17 protein-coding genes are annotated in these 18549 nt (G+C 42.7%); 11 read left to right on the top strand and 6 right to left on the bottom strand.

What is annotated here, in order from left to right; genetic code table 11:
- Nucleotides 1–58 precede the first annotated feature (58 nt).
- The 5 genes from ACY8DX_RS01565 (at nt 59) to ACY8DX_RS01585 (ending at nt 5993) form a co-directional block, all read left to right on the top strand.
- Entirely contained in the window at nt 59–1945 is a 1887-nt protein-coding gene (locus tag ACY8DX_RS01565; protein ID WP_049672408.1) for a beta-glucoside-specific PTS transporter subunit IIABC, read from the top strand.
- 13 nt (nt 1946–1958) lie between these two features.
- The gene (bglA, locus tag ACY8DX_RS01570; protein ID WP_439803376.1) at nt 1959–3398 is read left to right on the top strand and encodes a 6-phospho-beta-glucosidase BglA; all 1440 of its coding nucleotides are present in this window, start codon (nt 1959–1961) and stop codon (nt 3396–3398) included.
- A 287-nt stretch (nt 3399–3685) separates the two neighbouring features.
- Complete coding sequence (locus ACY8DX_RS01575; RefSeq protein WP_462406084.1) at nt 3686–4873, top strand: MFS transporter; 1188 nt, start codon at nt 3686–3688, stop codon at nt 4871–4873.
- 79 nt (nt 4874–4952) lie between these two features.
- A complete protein-coding gene (locus ACY8DX_RS01580; protein WP_049672405.1) occupies nt 4953–5795 on the top strand; it encodes a MerR family transcriptional regulator in 843 nt (280 codons plus the stop codon).
- A gap of 12 nt (nt 5796–5807) precedes the next feature.
- A complete protein-coding gene (locus tag ACY8DX_RS01585; RefSeq protein ID WP_049672404.1) occupies nt 5808–5993 on the top strand; it encodes a hypothetical protein in 186 nt (61 codons plus the stop codon).
- A 39-nt stretch (nt 5994–6032) separates the two neighbouring features.
- On the opposite strand, the gene ACY8DX_RS01590 is transcribed toward ACY8DX_RS01585, so the two are convergent.
- Nucleotides 6033–7487: a catalase gene (locus tag ACY8DX_RS01590; protein ID WP_049672403.1), complete on the bottom strand. Its 1455-nt coding sequence runs from the start codon at nt 7485–7487 to the stop codon at nt 6033–6035.
- A gap of 146 nt (nt 7488–7633) precedes the next feature.
- Nucleotides 7634–8506 carry a TetR/AcrR family transcriptional regulator gene (locus tag ACY8DX_RS01595; protein WP_049672402.1) on the bottom strand — a complete coding sequence of 291 codons (873 nt, stop codon included), beginning with the start codon at nt 8504–8506 and terminating at the stop codon, nt 7634–7636.
- 158 nt (nt 8507–8664) lie between these two features.
- Here ACY8DX_RS01595 and ACY8DX_RS01600 point away from each other — a divergent pair, with 158 nt between their 5' ends.
- The gene (locus ACY8DX_RS01600; RefSeq protein WP_049672401.1) at nt 8665–10167 is read left to right on the top strand and encodes a DHA2 family efflux MFS transporter permease subunit; all 1503 of its coding nucleotides are present in this window, start codon (nt 8665–8667) and stop codon (nt 10165–10167) included.
- A 721-nt stretch (nt 10168–10888) separates the two neighbouring features.
- Here ACY8DX_RS01600 and ACY8DX_RS01605 read toward each other — a convergent pair.
- Genes ACY8DX_RS01605 through ACY8DX_RS01615 form a run of 3 tightly spaced genes read right to left on the bottom strand, consistent with a single transcriptional unit; the run spans nt 10889 to nt 11955 of the window.
- Complete coding sequence (locus ACY8DX_RS01605) at nt 10889–11176, bottom strand: hypothetical protein (protein WP_049672400.1); 288 nt, start codon at nt 11174–11176, stop codon at nt 10889–10891.
- Nucleotides 11177–11186: 10 nt separating this feature from the next.
- A complete protein-coding gene (locus ACY8DX_RS01610) occupies nt 11187–11576 on the bottom strand; it encodes an SHOCT-like domain-containing protein (RefSeq protein WP_049672399.1) in 390 nt (129 codons plus the stop codon).
- A gap of 13 nt (nt 11577–11589) precedes the next feature.
- Entirely contained in the window at nt 11590–11955 is a 366-nt protein-coding gene (locus ACY8DX_RS01615; RefSeq protein WP_049672398.1) for a DUF2089 domain-containing protein, read from the bottom strand.
- Nucleotides 11956–12252: 297 nt separating this feature from the next.
- Between ACY8DX_RS01615 and ACY8DX_RS01620 the strand changes: the two genes are divergently transcribed.
- The 5 genes from ACY8DX_RS01620 (at nt 12253) to ACY8DX_RS01640 (ending at nt 16924) form a co-directional block, all read left to right on the top strand.
- A complete protein-coding gene (locus tag ACY8DX_RS01620) occupies nt 12253–12786 on the top strand; it encodes an NADPH-dependent FMN reductase (protein WP_049672397.1) in 534 nt (177 codons plus the stop codon).
- Nucleotides 12787–12923: 137 nt separating this feature from the next.
- A complete protein-coding gene (locus ACY8DX_RS01625) occupies nt 12924–14312 on the top strand; it encodes a transporter permease (protein WP_462406085.1) in 1389 nt (462 codons plus the stop codon).
- Between the two features lie 131 nt (nt 14313–14443).
- Nucleotides 14444–15034: a TetR/AcrR family transcriptional regulator gene (locus ACY8DX_RS01630; protein WP_049672395.1), complete on the top strand. Its 591-nt coding sequence runs from the start codon at nt 14444–14446 to the stop codon at nt 15032–15034.
- 91 nt (nt 15035–15125) lie between these two features.
- Nucleotides 15126–16247 (top strand): ABC transporter permease, encoded by a 1122-nt coding sequence (locus ACY8DX_RS01635; protein WP_049672394.1) that lies wholly within the window; start codon nt 15126–15128, stop codon nt 16245–16247.
- Nucleotides 16247–16924, top strand: coding sequence for an ABC transporter ATP-binding protein (locus tag ACY8DX_RS01640; protein WP_049672393.1), 678 nt, complete (start codon nt 16247–16249; stop codon nt 16922–16924). Before ACY8DX_RS01635 ends, ACY8DX_RS01640 begins: the two co-directional genes overlap by 1 nt.
- Before the next feature lie 722 nt (nt 16925–17646).
- On the opposite strand, the gene ACY8DX_RS01645 is transcribed toward ACY8DX_RS01640, so the two are convergent.
- Nucleotides 17647–18267, bottom strand: a complete 621-nt coding sequence (locus ACY8DX_RS01645; RefSeq protein ID WP_049672392.1) for an HAD family hydrolase — start codon at nt 18265–18267, stop codon at nt 17647–17649.
- Nucleotides 18268–18549: the final 282 nt, after the last annotated feature.

Raw genomic sequence — 18549 nt, forward strand, 5'->3', positions numbered from 1 at the left:
CTAATTATAATGTGAATATACAAACAAATGAAAGCGATAACATAGAGGAGGGTACAAATTGTCAGGTAAAGTTAGAGATTACAGCAAATTAGCTAAGGATATTTTGGAGGCTGTCGGGGGCGAAGGCAATGTCATCAGTGCTGCTCGATGTGCAACAAGATTAAGGCTCGTACTCAAGAAAACAACGGATGAAATGAAGCAGAAAGTGGCAGCGATGCCTGGGGTTATCACAGTCGTGGAAAAGGGCGGCCAGTTCCAGGTTGTCATCGGCCAGCATGTGGGAACCGTATTCGAGCATTTCTCTGAATTAGTCAATCTAGAATCATCAGATGAAGAGAACGGAAATAAGGGAACGGTACTGAATCGGGTCATCGCGACGATGTCCGCTGTATTTGCCCCATTTATTTACATATTAGCTGCAGCAGGTATTCTGCAAGGAACGTTAATTTTATTGAAGCTAGCTTTTCCGGCATTTGAGTCGACAGGCACATTCCAAGTATTTGATTTCATCTCTTGGGCGCCGTTCACCTTCTTGCCAATTTTCATAGCAATAACAGCAGCTAGACATTTTAAGACAAATCTGTATATAGCTATTGCTTGTACTGCTGCATTAGTCAGTCCAACATGGGCGTCTATGGCTGCTCAAATTGCCGCAGGAGAGAATATCACATTTATGGGTTTAGCTTTATCTGAAACAACGTATACATCATCTGTGCTGCCGCCGCTTTTCTTAGTGTGGATGTTATCTTATGTTGAACGTTTCTTAAATAAACGTATGAACGATGTTATTAAGCCATTATTTGTTCCATTTTTATGCATGGTTATCATGGTCCCGCTCGCACTTCTAGTTATTGGGCCAATCACAACAATGGGAGCGAACGGAATTGCGATCGGCTACAACTACTTGGCTGAGAATGCTCCTGCCTTAGCTGGTTTGATTATCGGTGGATTCTGGCAAGTGATTGTTATCTTTGGAGTTCACTGGGGTGTCACGCCAATGGTATTGGCGAACTTCGATATGTATGGCATGGATTCCTTCCAGGCTTATCAAACGATTGCGGTTATTGCCCAAGTCGGAGCCGTATTAGGTGTTGTATTGAAGGCGAAAAGCATAGAAACGAAGAAGGTTGGGATCTCTGCTGGTGTAACAGGCCTGTTCGGTATCACTGAACCAGCAATCTATGGTGTAACCTTGAAATTCAAAAAACCATTCATTTTCGGTTGTATCTCGGGTGCGATTGGTGCGATTGCAGCGAGCTTCTTCAATCCATACTATTTCGCTTATGCAGGTCTTCCTGGACCGCTTACGATCGTTAACGGTATCAGCCCGGATTATCCAATGTCTGTATGGGGGATTTTAGTGGGTGTTGCAATTGCAATTGTCCTTCCGATTGCGTTGATTCAAGTATTTGGTTTTGGTGAAGAAGAACAGGAAGTAACAGAAACAACAACTGACGCGGAAGCAAAAGAAGTATCCCGTCCAGCAGGCGTGCATGAAACAGTTGGAGCACCTGTTAGTGGAAAGGTCATCCCGCTTGCGGAAGTGCCAGATCCGGTATTCAGTTCTGGAGCGATGGGTCATGGGGTTGCAATTGAACCAACAGAAAATAAATTATATGCGCCATTTGACGGTAAAGTGGTGATGGTTGCACCTTCTAAACACGCGATTGGCATGCAATCAGATACAGGCATCGAGCTGCTCGTTCATATCGGTTTGGAAACGGTTGGATTGAATGGAGAGCCATTCGATTTGAAGGTGAAAGAAGGAGACCGGATCAGCAGAGGTGATTTGCTAGTCGAATTCGATAAGGATTTGATTGTTAACAAAGGCTTGCAAACGATTACACCAGTTATTGTGACTAATTCACATATTTATCAAGATATTGTTGTAGAAGATATCCAAGAAAGTAAATTAAATGATAAATTATTCACGCTAGTAGGTTGAGGAGGAACGATCAATGACAACATTACCAAAAGATTTCCTATGGGGCGGCGCTTTGGCCGCCCACCAATTCGAAGGAGGCTGGAATGCAGGCGGAAAAGGACCAAGCGTCGTTGACGTCATGACAGCTGGTGCTCATGGGGTAGCACGAAAGATTACGGACAAGATTGAAGAAGGCGAGTTCTACCCGAACCATGAAGCGATTGACTTCTATCACCACTACAAAGAGGATATTGCGCTATTTGCGGAAATGGGACTTAAATGCCTGCGCACTTCCATTGGCTGGAGCCGTATTTTCCCAAAAGGGGATGAAGCTGAGCCAAATGAAGAAGGCTTGAAATTCTATGATGATGTATTCGATGAATTATTGAAGCATGGAATTGAACCGGTTATCACCTTATCTCACTTTGAAATGCCGCTTCACCTCGCACGTGAATACGGCGGTTTCCGCAATAGAAAAGTCGTCGATTTCTTTGCGAAATTTGCAGAGGTTTGTTTTGATCGTTACAAAGACAAAGTGAAATACTGGATGACATTCAATGAAATCAATAACCAAATGGATGTGAACAATCCGATTTTCCTTTGGACAAATTCCGGCGTTCTTGTCGGTGAAGGTGAAAATGCGAAAGAAGTTATGTACCAAACAGCCCATAATGAATTGGTGGCAAGTGCGCTTGCTGTCGCAAAAGGAAAAGAAATTAATCCTGATTTCCAAATCGGAGCGATGGTTTCCCATGTGCCAATCTACCCGTACTCATGCAACCCGGAAGATATCATGCACGCTGAAGAGGAAATGCGCCAGCGCTACTTCTTCCCGGATGTACAAGTACGCGGATATTATCCTAGCTATGCGCTCAAAGAGTTTGAACGTGAAGGCTATAAGATTCAAATGGAAGAGGGCGACGATGAAATCCTGCGTAAAGGTACAGTCGATTACCTTGGCTTCAGCTACTACATGTCCACAACTGTTAAGAGCGATGTGAAGAATGATAATACAGGTGATATCGTAAACGGAGGCCTTGCGAGCGGTGTGGAAAACCCGTATATCAAGGCAAGTGATTGGGGCTGGGCAATCGACCCGACAGGACTCAGATATACCTTGAACCGCTTCTACGATCGTTACCAAATACCGCTCTTCATCGTAGAAAACGGCTTCGGAGCAATTGATACACTTGAGGCAGACGGCACTATCCATGACCCGGAGAGAATCCAATATTTGAAATCACATATTGAGGCTCTTGAGAAAGCGGTCAATTATGATGGTGTAGACCTTATTGGCTATACACCATGGGGCATCATTGATATCGTTTCCTTCACAACAGGCGAAATGAAAAAGCGCTACGGTATGATTTACGTAGACCGTGACAACGAAGGAAAAGGCTCCATGAAGCGTTACAAAAAGGATTCCTTCAACTGGTATAAAAAAGTCATCGAAACAAATGGCGAAGAACTGTAAATAGAGGAATGGAAGACCCGGAGCAGATTAACTGTCCGGGTTTTTTCAATATGTCCCGCCTGGATTAGCTAAGGGGTGGTAAAAGCCAGGCAAAGCCCACCCTTTATCCATGACAAAGGGGGCTGTAGGGGGTCAATAGGTACTTCTAAAGCACAGCATTATCCACCGTAATAATGATTGCGCTTACGCAAAATCGAACATCACAAAACTAGTTTGCCTCTATTGACTCTCCCCTAGGGTTAGACTTTATAGTTGATTATAGCAGTTCGAAAAAGAGGAGAGAAAACATGCAGAAAAAGAACTATACATTAGCTCTTTTATTAATGAACTTATTTATTGCCTTTTTAGGCATTGGTCTCGTCATTCCAGTTACGCCGACCATTATGAATGAGCTGAACCTATCGGGCTCCGTAGTGGGCTATATGGTTGCCACTTTTGCGGTTATGCAGCTGATTGTGTCACCGATTGCAGGGAAGTGGGCTGATGTTTTTGGCCGGAAGCGGATGATTGTAATTGGGCTTTTGATTTTTAGCTTTTCAGAATTGCTTTTCGGGCTAGGGCAGCATGTAAGTGCCCTATTCTTATCCAGGATTCTTGGAGGGATTAGTGCATCCTTTATCATGCCGGCCATCACGGCCTACATTGCGGATATCACCACATTGAGATCACGCCCGAAAGCATTAGGATATATGTCAGCAGCCATTTCAACAGGCTTTATTATCGGACCGGGAATCGGGGGCTTTTTAGCTGAGATTGGTACACGGGTGCCATTTTTCTTTGCAGCAGGATTTGCTCTTTTAGCGGCGATTCTATCGATTATTACGCTTAAGGAGCCTGAACGAAATCCAGAGAATATAGAACTACCTGCAACTGGGAAACATAAAGGATGGAGACGGGTTTTTGTCCCAATCTATTTCATCGCATTCATGATTATTTTGATCTCATCCTTTGGCTTGGCCGCATTTGAATCCTTGTTCTCCTTATTTGCCGATCATAAATTTGGCTTTACCCCAAAGGATATTGCCATTATGATCACAGGAGGAGCCTTGATTGGGGCTGTCTTCCAGGTGGGGCTTTTTGACCGCCTGACAAGATGGTTCGGGGAGATTCGTTTGATTCGCTACAGCTTGGTACTCTCCACTATCCTGGTTTATGTACTGACAATTGTTGAATCCTACTCCATGATCCTACTAGTTACTTGGACGGTATTCATCGGGTTTGATTTAATGCGTCCGGCATTAACGACGTATTTATCGAAGATTGCTGGAAGTGAGCAGGGCTTTGTTGGCGGTATGAACTCCATGTTCACCAGCATCGGGAATGTATTCGGACCAATCATCGGCGGAATCCTTTTCGATGTTGACTTGAACTATCCATTCTATTTCGCCATTATAGTCTTAGCAATCGGGATTGGTATGACGCTGGCATGGAAGATGCCAGACAGTGCGAAAACAAAAGAAGCCGTTCATTCATGAAAAGTACATGCATAAGGGGAAGAGCTCCTCATATGCATGTACTTTTTCTATTATAATAAGGGAAAGGATGTGATTTTATTTGAAGGAAACATTGTATACAATTGGGGAAATGGCAAAGCTGGCGAATGTCTCCATTAAAGCACTTCGCTATTATGATAAGATTGACCTCTTAAAGCCCATTCATGTCGACCCCAACACTAATTACCGCTATTATAAGGATTCGCAGCTATCCCAGTTGGATCTGATTAAATCCTTGAAATATATTGGAACACCGCTTGAAGAAATGAAAAGGGCTCAAGAGATGAATCCTTGGCTTTTACTTGAGTTCATTTCCGACCAGGAAAAGCTGATTCAAAAGAAGCTCGATGATCTCTTGAAGATCCAGCAGAATATCGCTATTGTGAAGAAACGTATGCAAAGGCATCTTCAAACACCTGCCCTTGGGGAAGTGTTCGTATGGGAGGAAGAGGAAACAACTATTATCTGCGCTGCTGCAAAGGATTTGAAGCCGAATGATATCTCGAATGCCTCCTATAGTCAGCTGAAGAAGACAGTAGAGCCAATCAGCGGATTTTTAAACACGGGATTTGGGGCTGTGTTTCCGTATAAGAATTATACGGATATCGAGAGTATTTATTATGAAAGCATCTTCGCGCCGGTGCTGAATAATCAGATGAATATTCCCTTGCAGCCTGGAATGGAGATAGCGAAGATAGAGGCAGGTACATATGTGTATATTGCGGATGTGTATACCCCGGAGAAATATATGCGCAATTATCAGAAGCTGATGGAATTTGTCGAAACAAATGAGCTGATAGTCATTGGTGATGTTTATGAAATCTTCGGGGCGATGCATTATTCACCGAACCATCAAGAGGAATTTATTATTGAACTAAAGGTACGGGTTGCGAAATCGGAATAAGAGGGTAGTCTCATGAAGGTATATAAGCTGCGGAGGCCATTTAAAGGATATCGAAGAGGGGCCGAATTTTACTTGATCGCTCAGTCTGAATTTATTGGGGTGAAAGAATTCACTCTGCGAACAAAGGATTTGACCAAGACGATAACGGTGAATGAGCGTGAATTTCTAAATTTTTTTACCTATATTAGACCAAAGTGAAAACCACCTGGCCAAGATCAGTCGCCAGGTGGTTTCTTTTTATCCTTTGTATTCTACGCCTAAGCCTGTTGCAATCGCCATAGCCAAGTCGCTGTCTGCTTCCCCGAAGTTGTGTAGAACGCGATCTAGGATGTCCATACGTTTTTCTTTTACTGGCGTTAAATCATGCACCAGGTTCTTGATTAGGGCTTCTTTTGTCTCAGGGCTGTAGGAGCGGTAGATGCGTCCTGCCTGAGCAAATGGACAAGTCTTTTCAATTGCATGGCGCAAGGTTTCGCTGCCGGCTAAAGGTTGAGGAGCCTCTGCATATTCTTTTTGTTCCTTCGGAGTATCCTTATTGCTGTTCGGTTCAAAGTTAATAGGCTCTGTTTGCTGTCTATATGGCATTTCACTGTCACGCTGATTGTTGCTGACAGGAACGTGCGGTGCATTGATTGGCAAGTGCAAGTAGTTTGGTCCGATACGGTGACGTTGGGAGTCAGAGTAGGCGAATAAACGACCTTGCAAGAGCTTATCCTCAGAAGGCAGCATGCCTGGCACAAGTACCCCAGGGTTAAAGCCGACGGATTCGGTTTCAGCAAATACGTTTTCGACATTTTTATTTAAGGTCATTTCCCCGAATTTCACAAATGGGAAATCCTCTTCAGGCCAGTCCTTTGTGGCATCCAACGGGAAGTAATCATAATTGTCGATGTCCTTTGGTTCAAGGAATTGTGCATATACATCCCATACTGGATATTCCCCGTTATCAATAGCGGTATAAATATCACGGGTTGCATGGTTAAAGTCATGAGCCTGGATTCGTTCTGCATCCTCTATGCTTAGGTTGATGATTCCTTGTCTAGGGACAAAGCGGATTTTCACATAGGTTGTCTTGCCTTCAGCGTTAATCCATTTATAGGCATGGACACTTGAACCTCTCATAGTTCGATAAGAGGCTGGAATACCCTCATCTGTGAACAGATGAATCAGCATATTAGTTGCTTCAGGAGTCAAAGACATGAAGTCCCAATAACGCACGGGATCCTGTATATTGGTCCGAGGGTCAGGTTTTAAGGAATGAATGACATCCGGGAACTTAATAGCATCTCGAATGAAGAATACCGGCAAGTTGTTTCCGACGAAGTCATAGTTCCCTTCCTCCGTATAGAACTTGACTGCAAATCCCCTTGGGTCACGCAGGGTCTCAGGGGAGTGAAGTCCATGGATTACGGTTGAGAAACGGGCGAACACGGGAGTTTCCTGGCCAACATTTTGCAAGAAATGCGCACTCGTATAGTGCTTCATGCTATTTGTCACGGTAAAGACGCCGTGTGCACCGAATCCGCGTGCATGGACAACGCGTTCAGGAACACGTTCACGGTTGAAGTGGGCTAATTTCTCCACTAGTTGATAGTCCTCCAAAAGGATGGGACCATTGGCTCCCGCTGTACGTGAATTCTGGTTATCCGCAATCGGGGCACCTTGGTTCGTTGTTAATTTCTTTTTACTCATGCTGCTGAACCTCCTCCTTTTATAGTTCATTAGTCCTATTCCCGAAATGATTGTGAAAATAAACACAATGTTGACGAAAAAATAAAAGGGGGGATTTTCAAAGAAAAAACGCTGCAAATGAAATTTGACAGCGTTTTCCTTCCTTATTATATACCCTTTAAAAAATACCAAACCATATTCGTGAAGTTGGCAACCTGCATCTCTAGCGGTGTCTGTGAAAAGGCAAGCTGCAATGGCTTGAGCAAAGGCTGAATGACACATTTTCGAATGCGCTCCTGCTTGAGCTCTGACACGATGGCAGAGAAGAGATCCTGCTGTTCCTCCGTGAATCCGTCCTGCTTCTCGAGATAAGCAGCTGTCTCTAATATCGACTTAAGTGTCATATCCCTCCGGTCAATATTGCTTCTGAGGAAGTGGAGGGAGGATTGGTTAATTAATGATTTATCTCCATCAATCATGCTTGGGTAGATCAGCTCGATATAGGAGAGAAGGACATCAACGATTCGCTCAACGGAGTGGGGCATATGAGAGATTCGCACGGTAAACATGACGTATTGCATCATACCGAAGAACAAGACGGCACATTCCAGTGCATATTCGCGGATGTCTTCTCCGTATAAATCAACAAAGCGGTGAGAAAGCCACTCCATTTCATGGAAGCGGTGGTGCAGGACCAGCTTCTTGTGCTCGGGCTCATTGGAGCTCATGATGGCCTCAAACACGGCATGTAAATTTCTTTCCTCATTCAGCTTCATTAGGATAGAGATTTGCTCAATGAAGATTTGCCGGTCATTCGGGTCCCTGCCCATCTGCATCTCCATGCGCAGCTGGCTTGCGTCATAACGCAGTCCCTCGAGAATCTCTGCAATACAATCATTTTTCGATGAGAAGTAATTGTAGAAGGTTCCTTTAGATATATTGGCTAATTCAATAATTTCTTGTATGGATGTTTGTTGAATCCCTTTTTCAACAAATAATTTTAAAGCGACGTCTGCAACATGTCTTTTTCGTTTATTCATAGGCCCTCCGATAGTCAATCTATGGTTTAATTATAAAATTCTTCTTCTTTAATCTCAATAATTTGAACCATAAGTACAATATACTTGATGTTTTTGAACGACTTGTATAAAATCATCTAGTATATAAATTTCAAAAAAGAAGAAGAGGGACCAGATATATGAATACAGCTTTGCAATCAAAGAAACCTCCATATATGATGATTGTGATTTTATTTGTTGGTGCTTTCGTTTCGTTTTTAAATAACTCTTTATTAAATGTTGCACTGCCATCCATTATGGTGGACTTGAAGATAGATAATTACTCTACCGTTCAATGGCTGGCAACAGGGTATATGCTTGTGAGCGGGGTATTAATTCCTGCCTCAGCCTTCTTAATTACCCGGTTTTCTAACCGCAGCCTTTTCATCACATCGATGTTAATCTTTACACTCGGCACAGCGATGGCCGCCTTTGCACCGAACTTTGCCGTTCTATTGTCAGGGCGGATGGTTCAAGCGGCCGGTGCATCTGTCATGGGGCCGCTCCTCATGAATGTTATGCTGATCAGCTTCCCTCGGGAAAAACGCGGTACAGCGATGGGAATCTTCGGCCTTGTTATGATTACGGCGCCAGCAATTGGCCCGACATTATCCGGATATATCGTTGAATACTTTGACTGGCGCATTCTCTTTATGATGATCTTGCCTCTTGCCGTATTGAGCTTATTATTGTCTGTTTGGAAGCTTGAGAATGTGATGGAAACGGATAAGACAGCTACGATTGATTATTTATCCGTTGTCCTATCCACCCTTGGATTTGGCGGACTATTATACGGAGTTAGCTCCGCAAGCTCTGACGGATGGACAGACCCAGTGATTTTAACCACTTTAATCGTAGGCGGTATTGCTTTAATCGCCTTTATCGTTCGCCAATTGAAGATGGAGAAGCCTTTATTGGATTTACGTGCCTATAAATACCCGATGTTCGCCTTGGCCTCTGTTATCGCCATCGTGAATGCAGTCGCCATGTTCTCAGGCATGATTTTAACGCCTGCCTATGTCCAAAATGTCCGCGGCATATCACCGCTCGATTCTGGCTTGATGATGCTCCCGGGAGCAATCGTTATGGGGATTATGTCTCCTATCACTGGTAAACTATTCGATAAATTCGGTCCGCGTGTCCTCGCATTGACTGGTCTTGTGATAACGGGAATATCCACCTATCTGTTATCCGAGCTGCAGATTGATTCATCGTACCCATACATCATTTTAATCTATACCTTGCGCATGTTCGGGATGTCTATGGTTATGATGCCAATAATCACAAATGGCCTAAACCAATTACCTACACGCTTGAACCCGCACGGAACAGCAATTAACAATACAGCCCAACAAGTATCCGGTTCAATCGGAACAGCTGTACTTGTCACCATTATGAACTCTGTGACGAAAACAGAAGCTGAAAGCATGATGACGGGAATCGATCCGACCACTGTCACCGAACAATCGATGGCATTGCTCGGCCAGCAAGCCCTTCTTTCCGGCATTCAATACTCATTCCTTGTCACATTAGGAATCAATATTGTTGCCATCGTTCTTGCTCTATTCCTAAAACGAGTTGATGTAAGCAGCCGTGAGGCCATCAGCAAAATTGAAGAAGCTGGGAAGGAAAAAGTCAGCTAATAAATAGATTCAGAGCTATCTCTGCATGTGAGATGGCTCTTTTTTGCGGATATAAATAAGCATAATGAAAGGGTAAGAGGGGAGTTTCAAGATGTATGAGATATTCCGCCTCCTGAGTATACCGCCAATCAAAATAGGCGTAATTAGGGTGGTTTTTAAGGTTTTTATTTGAAAACCACTCAAAATATGTTCAAAAAACCTTTCAGTTTGTCTATTTTGAAGATGGGAGCGTTCAGTGGTGTTGATTCTTATAGGAGATTTACAGAATTCCGAGTTTTAAGGGCGAACACAACCTGTTTTAGGGCAAAAACGTAGGTCTTATGGGCGGAAGTCCAGTGTTTAAGGGCGAAACGATCCCCTTTAAGGGCGAACGGCCGGATTTAAGGGCGATAATAATTGGGCATGGGCGACGCTGGTGTGATAAGGGCGATATTTTTCAAGTAAGGGCGGACACTTAAAGTTTAGGGAGAAACATAGTTCAAAGGAAGCTTACTTGGATGATTCGCCCACTGCTACAAGGAGCTGGTAAAATGGAAATAAGCGGAAGGGCATTTGCCAGAATGACAGTTAACTTGTAAAACTTGTTCGTTTTGGTTGCTTGAGTATGTGGGTGTACAAGAATGAACTATTAACCAGAAGTCGTGATAATTTGAACAGCAGCTATAACCCCATCTAAATTTGGAAGGGGTTACTTCAACATGCAGCTAATCAAAGGGCTTATTTATAGTCTAACTTTAACTTCAGTGCCGTCTTGAGCTTTGATGTCTACTAGCAAGAGCCCTTTATTCTTTTTTAGTTCCTTAACGATGGATTTTAGAATTTTTTTATCGATTGATGGCAAGGCAAAATTCGAGTGCGCCTTTTTTCTATCAAGGCTTGGCTCTGTCCATTTGTTAATCTTTTTCTGTAAGAATGTTGAAGACGCGATTGAGATAACGAGATTAAAGACCACATAGGGAATGGGAATAGAAAACTTGATGTCTTTCGTTTTCACTTTTACATGTATCATAAGCGAACCATCAATCGATGATGACTGAAACGGTATCCCCATTTGCCGATTTAACGTCAATGATAGGGCCATCTAACTCATGTTCAATCGCTTCAGTGATAAGGTTTATATCGAGGTCTTTAACGTATTTTTCCGATTGAGGAATACTTGCTGCGATGCTATGTCCAGCTGTTAGTAGCACCTTGATTAGTTTGATGGGTAAATTGACTGTGACGTTATCATTTTGAGCTGAAACAACATGAATTTTTAATGTCTTGTCTAAGTATCTAGCCGGCTTCTCAACAAGCTTATTGGCGGTTTCTTCTTTGTCCTTTAATACTTGAATTAGTTCAGAGCCTTTTTCTGCATCAATCTTTCCCTCTTGAACCATTGTTAACACTCGTGTAATTTCCTCTTTCATGATCGATTCCTCCCTATTCCTCTTTTAAAAGCTTAATAGCTTCTTCTGGTGTGATTTCACCATTCTCTAACATGGTCACAACTTTTTTCTCATCAGTTTCATTTTTCTTTTTCTGCTCATATCCAAGGGTTGAAATGATATCTGTCAGTTTACCGCGAACGGTTGGATACGATATCCCCAGTTCCTTTTCGACCTCTTTAATATTTCCTCTGCAGGTTAGAAATACTTCTACAAAATGAAGCTGATCCTTTGATAAGGAGGCCAGTTTGGATAATTCAAATTCGTTTTCTATCGTCGTGTGACAGTGGGAGCAGTGCAGCTTGGTGATATTCAATGTTTTACTGCAAACAGGGCAATCTGTGATTACTGGATAAGCCATATTGTACTTCCTTTCAGTTATTTGATTTGATTATATAACAAAGAATAGAATATATAAATGATAAAATTTAATTATATTCACTAATTAAATCAATAATATTAATTTGTAAATTAACATTATTGATTTCCCCACAAGTGAAATGCTAGTGCTTATAGCTTTGTTGATATGATAGACCGGAAGCAGAAGCTTTGACATCCCGTTCACTCCTATGATAAATTATCTCTAAATCAAGATGTTTAAATTAAAGATATTCATTTTAATCAATCGATTGATTAAGGTGATAGAAGGAGAAGAAAAATGAAAATCGGCATTATTTTAGGAAGTACGAGAGATGGACGGGTCAGCCCGCAAGTGGGAGCATGGGTGAAGGAAATCGCAGATAAACGCGGAGATGCTACATATGAAATCATTGATATTGCAGATTACAAGCTTCCTTTATTAGGAGAAGCGAATGGGGACGCATCTGGTGCGGCAGCATGGGCTGAAGCGGTCAATAGCTGTGATGGGTTTGTCTTCATCGTTCAGGAGTATAATCACTCCATTACTGGAGCATTAAAAAATGCACTTGATTACTTACGTGTAGAATGGAATAACAAAGCAGCCGGAATTGTGAGCTATGGTTCTGTTGGCGGAGCGCGTGCGGCAGAGCATTTGCGCGGCATTCTTGGTGAGCTGCTTGTAGCTGATGTACGTGTACATCCTGCGTTATCTCTGTTCACGGATTTTGAAAACTTCACAGAGTTCAAACCGGCAGAAGTTCAGGTGAACTCTGTCAATGAAATGCTAGACCAATTGATTCCTTGGTCCACTGCATTGAAAACGATTCGCTAATCTGACAGAGGCAGAATGTGCAAGGCGCGCATTCTGCTTTTTTATACCCTCATGCAAAAAGAACCAAAATAGGCTTTCTTCATATTGTAGAAGTAAGCATTTGGTTAAATGCCTATTAAAGCAGAGGAGGCATTTGCATGGGGGTAGAATTGACCCTGATCCATTGGATTTATGTGTTGTTCATTGGCGGGATTATATGGTTGATGGCGATGCGGCGGGATACGTCACTGCTATGTATTGTCGGAATACTGATGATTGCCGTTCTCTCGACGGAGAGCTTGACCGATTCAGTGAGCGGTGTGTTTAATAGTTTTATTTATGCGATTGGGGAGCTTCTGCCGACGATTCTAATTATTTGCATCATCGTATCCTTGAGCCGGGTGTTGACGGATACGGGTATCAATGATGTGATGGTCTACCCATTTACGAAGATGATGAAGACGCCAGCTCTGTCATTTTGGACGATTGGGATTATCATGATGATTTCCTCTTGGTTTTTCTGGCCGTCCCCAGGAGTGGCGCTTCTAGGAGCCGTCCTGCTTCCAGCGGCGGTACGTGTGGGGCTTCCGGGGCTAGGTGTGGCGATGGCCATGAATTTATTCGGTCATGGCATTGCACTGTCTGGAGATTATGTCATCCAAGCGGCACCGAAACTGACAGCAGATGCAGCTGGTCTTCCGGTCAGTGCCGTAATGGAAGCGAGTATTCCGCTTGTCATCACGATGGGACTTGTGACGACAGTAACGGCTTTTTATTTCTTGAGGAGAGATATGAGAAGGGGGAAACTGACAGCTGAGATTCCTGCCGCTGCAGAACCGGAGAGTGAGAAGGCGGAGCTTCTGTCCTCAAAGCAGAAGAAATGGTTTGCGGTACTCGTTCCCCTCCTCTTTATCATCGATGTGGCCTTGATGGCGGTCTTTGATCTTCAGGGGGGAGATGCGACCTCGCTAATAGGAGGGACAGCGATTGTCATCTTGATTGTGCTCACATTGTTTGCGCATAAATCGAAGGGACTTGAAGAGACGACCGCTTATTTGATTAAAGGGTTTCAATTCGGCTTTAAGGTGTTCGGTCCGGTCATTCCGATTGCGGCTTTTTTCTATTTAGGGGATGCTGGTTTCATAGCTATTCTTGGGGATGAATTGCCGAAGGGCTCCGCCGGGATTGTCAATGACCTTGGAACGGCGCTTGCCGGAGCAATTCCACTGACAAAGGAAATCGCAGCTGTGACGATAACGGCTGTTGGTGCTATTACGGGGCTGGATGGTTCGGGCTTCTCTGGGATATCGCTGGTCGGTTCGGTTGCTCAGCTGTTTGAGCATTCACTTGATTCTGGAGCGGCCACCTTGACAGCACTTGGTCAAATCGCGGCCATCTGGGTTGGCGGCGGGACCTTGGTGCCATGGGCGCTAATTCCAGCAGCGGCCATTTGTAACGTGAGTCCGTTTGAGCTTGCTCGCCGCAACTTAGTGCCAGTTGTCATTGGGCTTGTGGTAACAACGATTGTGGCTATGTTCCTTATTTGATTTTTCATGCAGTGGATGAGGCATCCACTGCTTTATTTCAGGAGGAAGCGGATTAGGGGTTTGTTTTCTCCAAGGGGTTGAGGGTACAATGGATATAAAGAAATCCTCCTAGAAGCAGAGGTGAAAGCAGGATGGCGAGAGTGAGAAAATTTTCCTCGAGTGAAATATTCACCGAGACGAAGAACTTACTGTTGAGCAATGGCTATAACGGTTTTACGATTCGGCTGCTTGCAGATGCGCTTAATGTATCAAGGGCGGCAATTTATAAATATTATCCGAATAAGGACGAGCTTATCATGGATTTCATGATTCATGAGATGTCGATCTTAATTAGAGATTTAAAGGCGATTGACAAGACGGCCCGTTTTGAGGTCCAATTGGATAATTTGTTAACGTGCATCTTCAAGAAGAAGGATCTGCATGAGATTCTCAGCATTGCCGCCATCATTAGTGACAGCGGAAATGGACAGGTCGCAAGAAAGAAGGAACATTTAGAGGAATTGCATAGGTCGATGTATCAGCCAATGGAGCGGATGATTGCGCTCGGCAAGGCTGAGGGTGTCCTATCAGCCCATTTGCCGGATGCGTTGATTCTAGGGTTCATCTTCCAGAGCATTGCGATTCCGAATCATATGAATTTGCCAGAGAAGGATTTTAGGAAGTTTATCTTTGACATGATATGTACAGGCATCTATAAGCCTTCTAAAGTGACAATTGTGTAACTTTGGTCTATACTAAGGTTAAACAATTGGTCACTTTATTTTTTTGTCAAAAGTGACACATGTGTAACTTTGGGTAAGGGGGAATTTGGTCATGTTTTTAGCATTAAAGGAATTACGGCATGCGAAATTGCGCTTCACAATGATTGGCGCGATTATCATGCTGATTGCCTGGCTCGTGTTTATCCTTTCCGGCCTTGGTAATGGACTATCAACTTTAAGTGCGGCAACGTTGAAAAATATGAATGCCGATTATGTTGTCTATGAGAAAGGAGCAGGAGCTTCGTTTAATAAATCGCTCCTATCGGCCTCTTTAGAAGAGGATGTAGCAAAGCAGGATCATGTAGAGGGAACAGCCCTCTTTGGTGCGGCAACAGCCTCTATTTCTCAGGAGGAAACGGATGAATCTGAGGACAAAACGGATGTTGCCATCTTAGGGATTGACCCAGGCTCCTTCATTGAACCAGAGGTAATTGAAGGCAGCGGGCTTGATTCCTCCATTGAAAACGGCGTGCTCGCCAATGAGACACTGAAGGATAAAGGCTATCAAATTGGGGATGAGGTAGTCATTGACAGCTCTACTGAAACTGTCAAGATTATTGGATTCGTGGAAAACGAAACGTTTAACCATTTACCGGTTTTGTTCGGAACGCTGGAGCAATGGAGAGCCTATCAGTTTGCGGCACCTGGCTCAAACAATGGCATTGGGGATGTAGTCAATGCGATTGCCGTTCAAGGTGAGGATGTAGATCCTGCGGTTATTGATAAGCATATCGATGGTGTAGAAACTGTAACAAAGGCAAAGGCAGTGCAAGGAATGCCAGGATACACAGCCGAAAACGGAACAATCATGATGATGCTCGCATTCTTAGTGGTTATTTCAGCATTTGTCATTGCGGTCTTCTTCTATGTGTTAACCATTCAAAAGACCAACCAATTTGGCGTGATGAAAGCCATTGGAGCAAGCAATGGTTTTATTGCTAAGACGATTGTGTCCCAAGTATTTGTGCTTTCCTTTATCAGCATTTTAATTGGGATTGGATTAACATACTTAACGGCGATGGCATTCCCAGAAGGCATGCCGTTTACATTGGATGGGAAGATGGTTATCATCTACGCGATTCTCCTATTGGTTATTAGTGTCTTAAGTTCGCTGATTTCCGTCCGCCGAATCACGAAGATTGATCCGCTTACCGCATTAGGGAGGGTTGAATAATGGCTGGTTTAGACTTAAAAGATGTAACAAAAACATATAAGGAAGGCAGTACGACGATTACTGCCTTAGACCATGCCTCCATTGAGGTGAAGGAAGGGGAGTTCGCTGCTGTTATCGGTCCATCCGGTTCAGGAAAAAGTACACTTCTTTCTATAGCAGGAGCACTTCTGCAGCCAACATCAGGCGAGGTATGGGTGAATGGTGAGAATATTGCTAAGATGTCCAGCAAAGATCTTTCCAGCCTCCGCCTGAAGGAGATTGGATTTATCCTGCAGACCTCCAACCTTCTTCCTTATCTGACGGTTTTGGACCAATTAATCGTCGTAAAGAAAATGGATGGCAAGGTTTCAGCGGAAGACCGCCAATTCGCTAAGCAGCTCTTATCTGAACTAGGGCTTGGCGATAAACTGAAAAAGTATCCGAATGAGCTGTCAGGAGGAGAGCGGCAGCGTGTGGCAATTGCGCGTGCCTTCATTAATAACTCAAAGGTTATCTTGGCAGATGAACCGACCGCAAGCCTTGATTCTAATCGAGCTCATGAGGTTGTTCAGCTGATAGCCAAAGAGGTTAAAAGCCGTAATAAAGCAGCTGTCATGGTAACGCATGACGAGCGGATGCTCGAGTATTGTGATAAAGTATATCGGATGGAAGATGGAGTATTAACACTTCAACCATGATGATAGTGGATAGGAGGCGCCTTGGGCGTCTCTTTTTTTTGGGCAGCATGGAGGGAAATATAGCAGTGCTTAATAATCCCTACAAATTCTCGTTATACTTTCTATATTTTTCTTTGGTTCTTGTAAATCTATTATTAATGAATGAGGATATCTCTTTTTAATTTTTTCGTTCCTTTATTTGACGTGTCACTTCCACTATATAAAACAAAAAATACTTTCTTATTCTTTAAATTGCATTTATGCAGTATTGAATTTGCGGGGGGCAGGCTAATCTTGCGTTCCAAATAGGCGAACCAATATACACTTCATTATACTTGTCTATATCAAGCCCTATTGGTTTTATCCTTGTTCGTAAACCTAGGAAAGATATAAACCCTCCAACAAACATCGATAGAACAAAATTCTTTGGTAACGCTCTGCGCTTAGTTTCTACTTTATATACATCAAAGCCATCTTTTTTCAATTCTGATGCAATTAAATCACCATTACCGGTTAATGAATAATATAAAAATCATTTTTTCATCGATGAATATGACTCCTCGTATTTATACTTTTTATAAGGCTATGTTTAAACGTTAGTGTTGATTTTCACTGCAGATAGGACGCTCTCCGCAAAGTCGCATCTTTAGAAAAATCAACATTCAATTATAACAGGCCCTACATATAAAAAGGAGCGTTCAATTGTCTTTAGGAGATTCCTTTGGCTACCGCCCGAAATAGTATCACAGAACAAAGTCAGCCATTTTTTCAATGTAATTCGCTGAAAGTGGTTTTAATTCCGCGTTATTATACGCATAAAAGCCAATTCCATTTACCCCTGCAGCTTCAAAATCATTAATTGAATCACCGATTAAAATGGTTTCTATTTTGAGGTAGCCATTATCTTTCATGACCTGCTTGACCAAGTCATTCTTATGAGTCGGCGACCCATGAATCGATTTGAAATAATGGGCGATGTTTAATTGCTCGCATAAATACTTCAATTCATTCTCGTCTGCTCCCGATACGATATGGAAGTTAAATTTCGTTTGATTATCCTGAATGAACTGCACAACTTCTGAAATTAGATGTTCTGGGTTATTCAATTCTTCCTTCGCTATTTCAGAGAATTTATCGGCATAACGCATGATATCTTTTTCTTCATATGGAATACCTAAAACCTCTTCAAAGAAATATTTGATTTTCACATAGCGGGACAATCCCCCATTTAAATTGTGAAAATCTAATAAGATTTTTATCGCCTCAGAATCATACCCTTCGAAAATCTTCCGGAATGCCTCTGATTTAATCGGCATTGAATCGATAATAACCCCGTCAAAATCAAATAATATATTTTTGATCATTATGATATCTCCTTATAAATTACCTGAAATCTTAATTTTTTTATATTACCATAATGTCTATTTGAAAAAAAGGTTCTGACAGATTCCAATCGTGTTCGTTGATTCAATAGGTGATGTACGGAGATTCACCATCAATTATCTAGAAGTTAGAGGAATCCAAAATTCATGCAAAGTAACGAAACTTAGGTGAGGGGCTGCAATTTGGTTTTTGGAGAAATATGTATAATTATGGGGAATTGTTACGTATTGTATTAGAAATGAATGGGGTCAATTGAGCTATGA

The sequence above is a fragment of the Gracilibacillus sp. Marseille-QA3620 genome (genome assembly GCF_054950035.1).

What these genes read in the sequence shown, in the direction of transcription:
- ACY8DX_RS01610 (WP_049672399.1), bottom strand. Translation starts at nt 11,576, where the DNA reads ATGAAAGAGGAAATTACACGAGTGTTAACAATGGTTCAAGAGGGAAAG.
- ACY8DX_RS01615 (WP_049672398.1), bottom strand. Translation starts at nt 11,955, where the DNA reads ATGGCTTATCCAGTAATCACAGATTGCCCTGTTTGCAGTAAAACATTG.
- ACY8DX_RS01605 (WP_049672400.1), bottom strand. Translation starts at nt 11,176, where the DNA reads ATGATACATGTAAAAGTGAAAACGAAAGACATCAAGTTTTCTATTCCC.
- bglA (WP_439803376.1), top strand. Translation starts at nt 1,959, where the DNA reads ATGACAACATTACCAAAAGATTTCCTATGGGGCGGCGCTTTGGCCGCC.
- ACY8DX_RS01630 (WP_049672395.1), top strand. Translation starts at nt 14,444, where the DNA reads ATGGCGAGAGTGAGAAAATTTTCCTCGAGTGAAATATTCACCGAGACG.
- ACY8DX_RS01635 (WP_049672394.1), top strand. Translation starts at nt 15,126, where the DNA reads ATGTTTTTAGCATTAAAGGAATTACGGCATGCGAAATTGCGCTTCACA.
- ACY8DX_RS01575 (WP_462406084.1), top strand. Translation starts at nt 3,686, where the DNA reads ATGCAGAAAAAGAACTATACATTAGCTCTTTTATTAATGAACTTATTT.
- ACY8DX_RS01640 (WP_049672393.1), top strand. Translation starts at nt 16,247, where the DNA reads ATGGCTGGTTTAGACTTAAAAGATGTAACAAAAACATATAAGGAAGGC.
- ACY8DX_RS01585 (WP_049672404.1), top strand. Translation starts at nt 5,808, where the DNA reads ATGAAGGTATATAAGCTGCGGAGGCCATTTAAAGGATATCGAAGAGGG.
- ACY8DX_RS01590 (WP_049672403.1), bottom strand. Translation starts at nt 7,487, where the DNA reads ATGAGTAAAAAGAAATTAACAACGAACCAAGGTGCCCCGATTGCGGAT.
- ACY8DX_RS01600 (WP_049672401.1), top strand. Translation starts at nt 8,665, where the DNA reads ATGAATACAGCTTTGCAATCAAAGAAACCTCCATATATGATGATTGTG.
- ACY8DX_RS01625 (WP_462406085.1), top strand. Translation starts at nt 12,924, where the DNA reads ATGGGGGTAGAATTGACCCTGATCCATTGGATTTATGTGTTGTTCATT.
- ACY8DX_RS01645 (WP_049672392.1), bottom strand. Translation starts at nt 18,267, where the DNA reads ATGATCAAAAATATATTATTTGATTTTGACGGGGTTATTATCGATTCA.
- ACY8DX_RS01595 (WP_049672402.1), bottom strand. Translation starts at nt 8,506, where the DNA reads ATGAATAAACGAAAAAGACATGTTGCAGACGTCGCTTTAAAATTATTT.
- ACY8DX_RS01620 (WP_049672397.1), top strand. Translation starts at nt 12,253, where the DNA reads ATGAAAATCGGCATTATTTTAGGAAGTACGAGAGATGGACGGGTCAGC.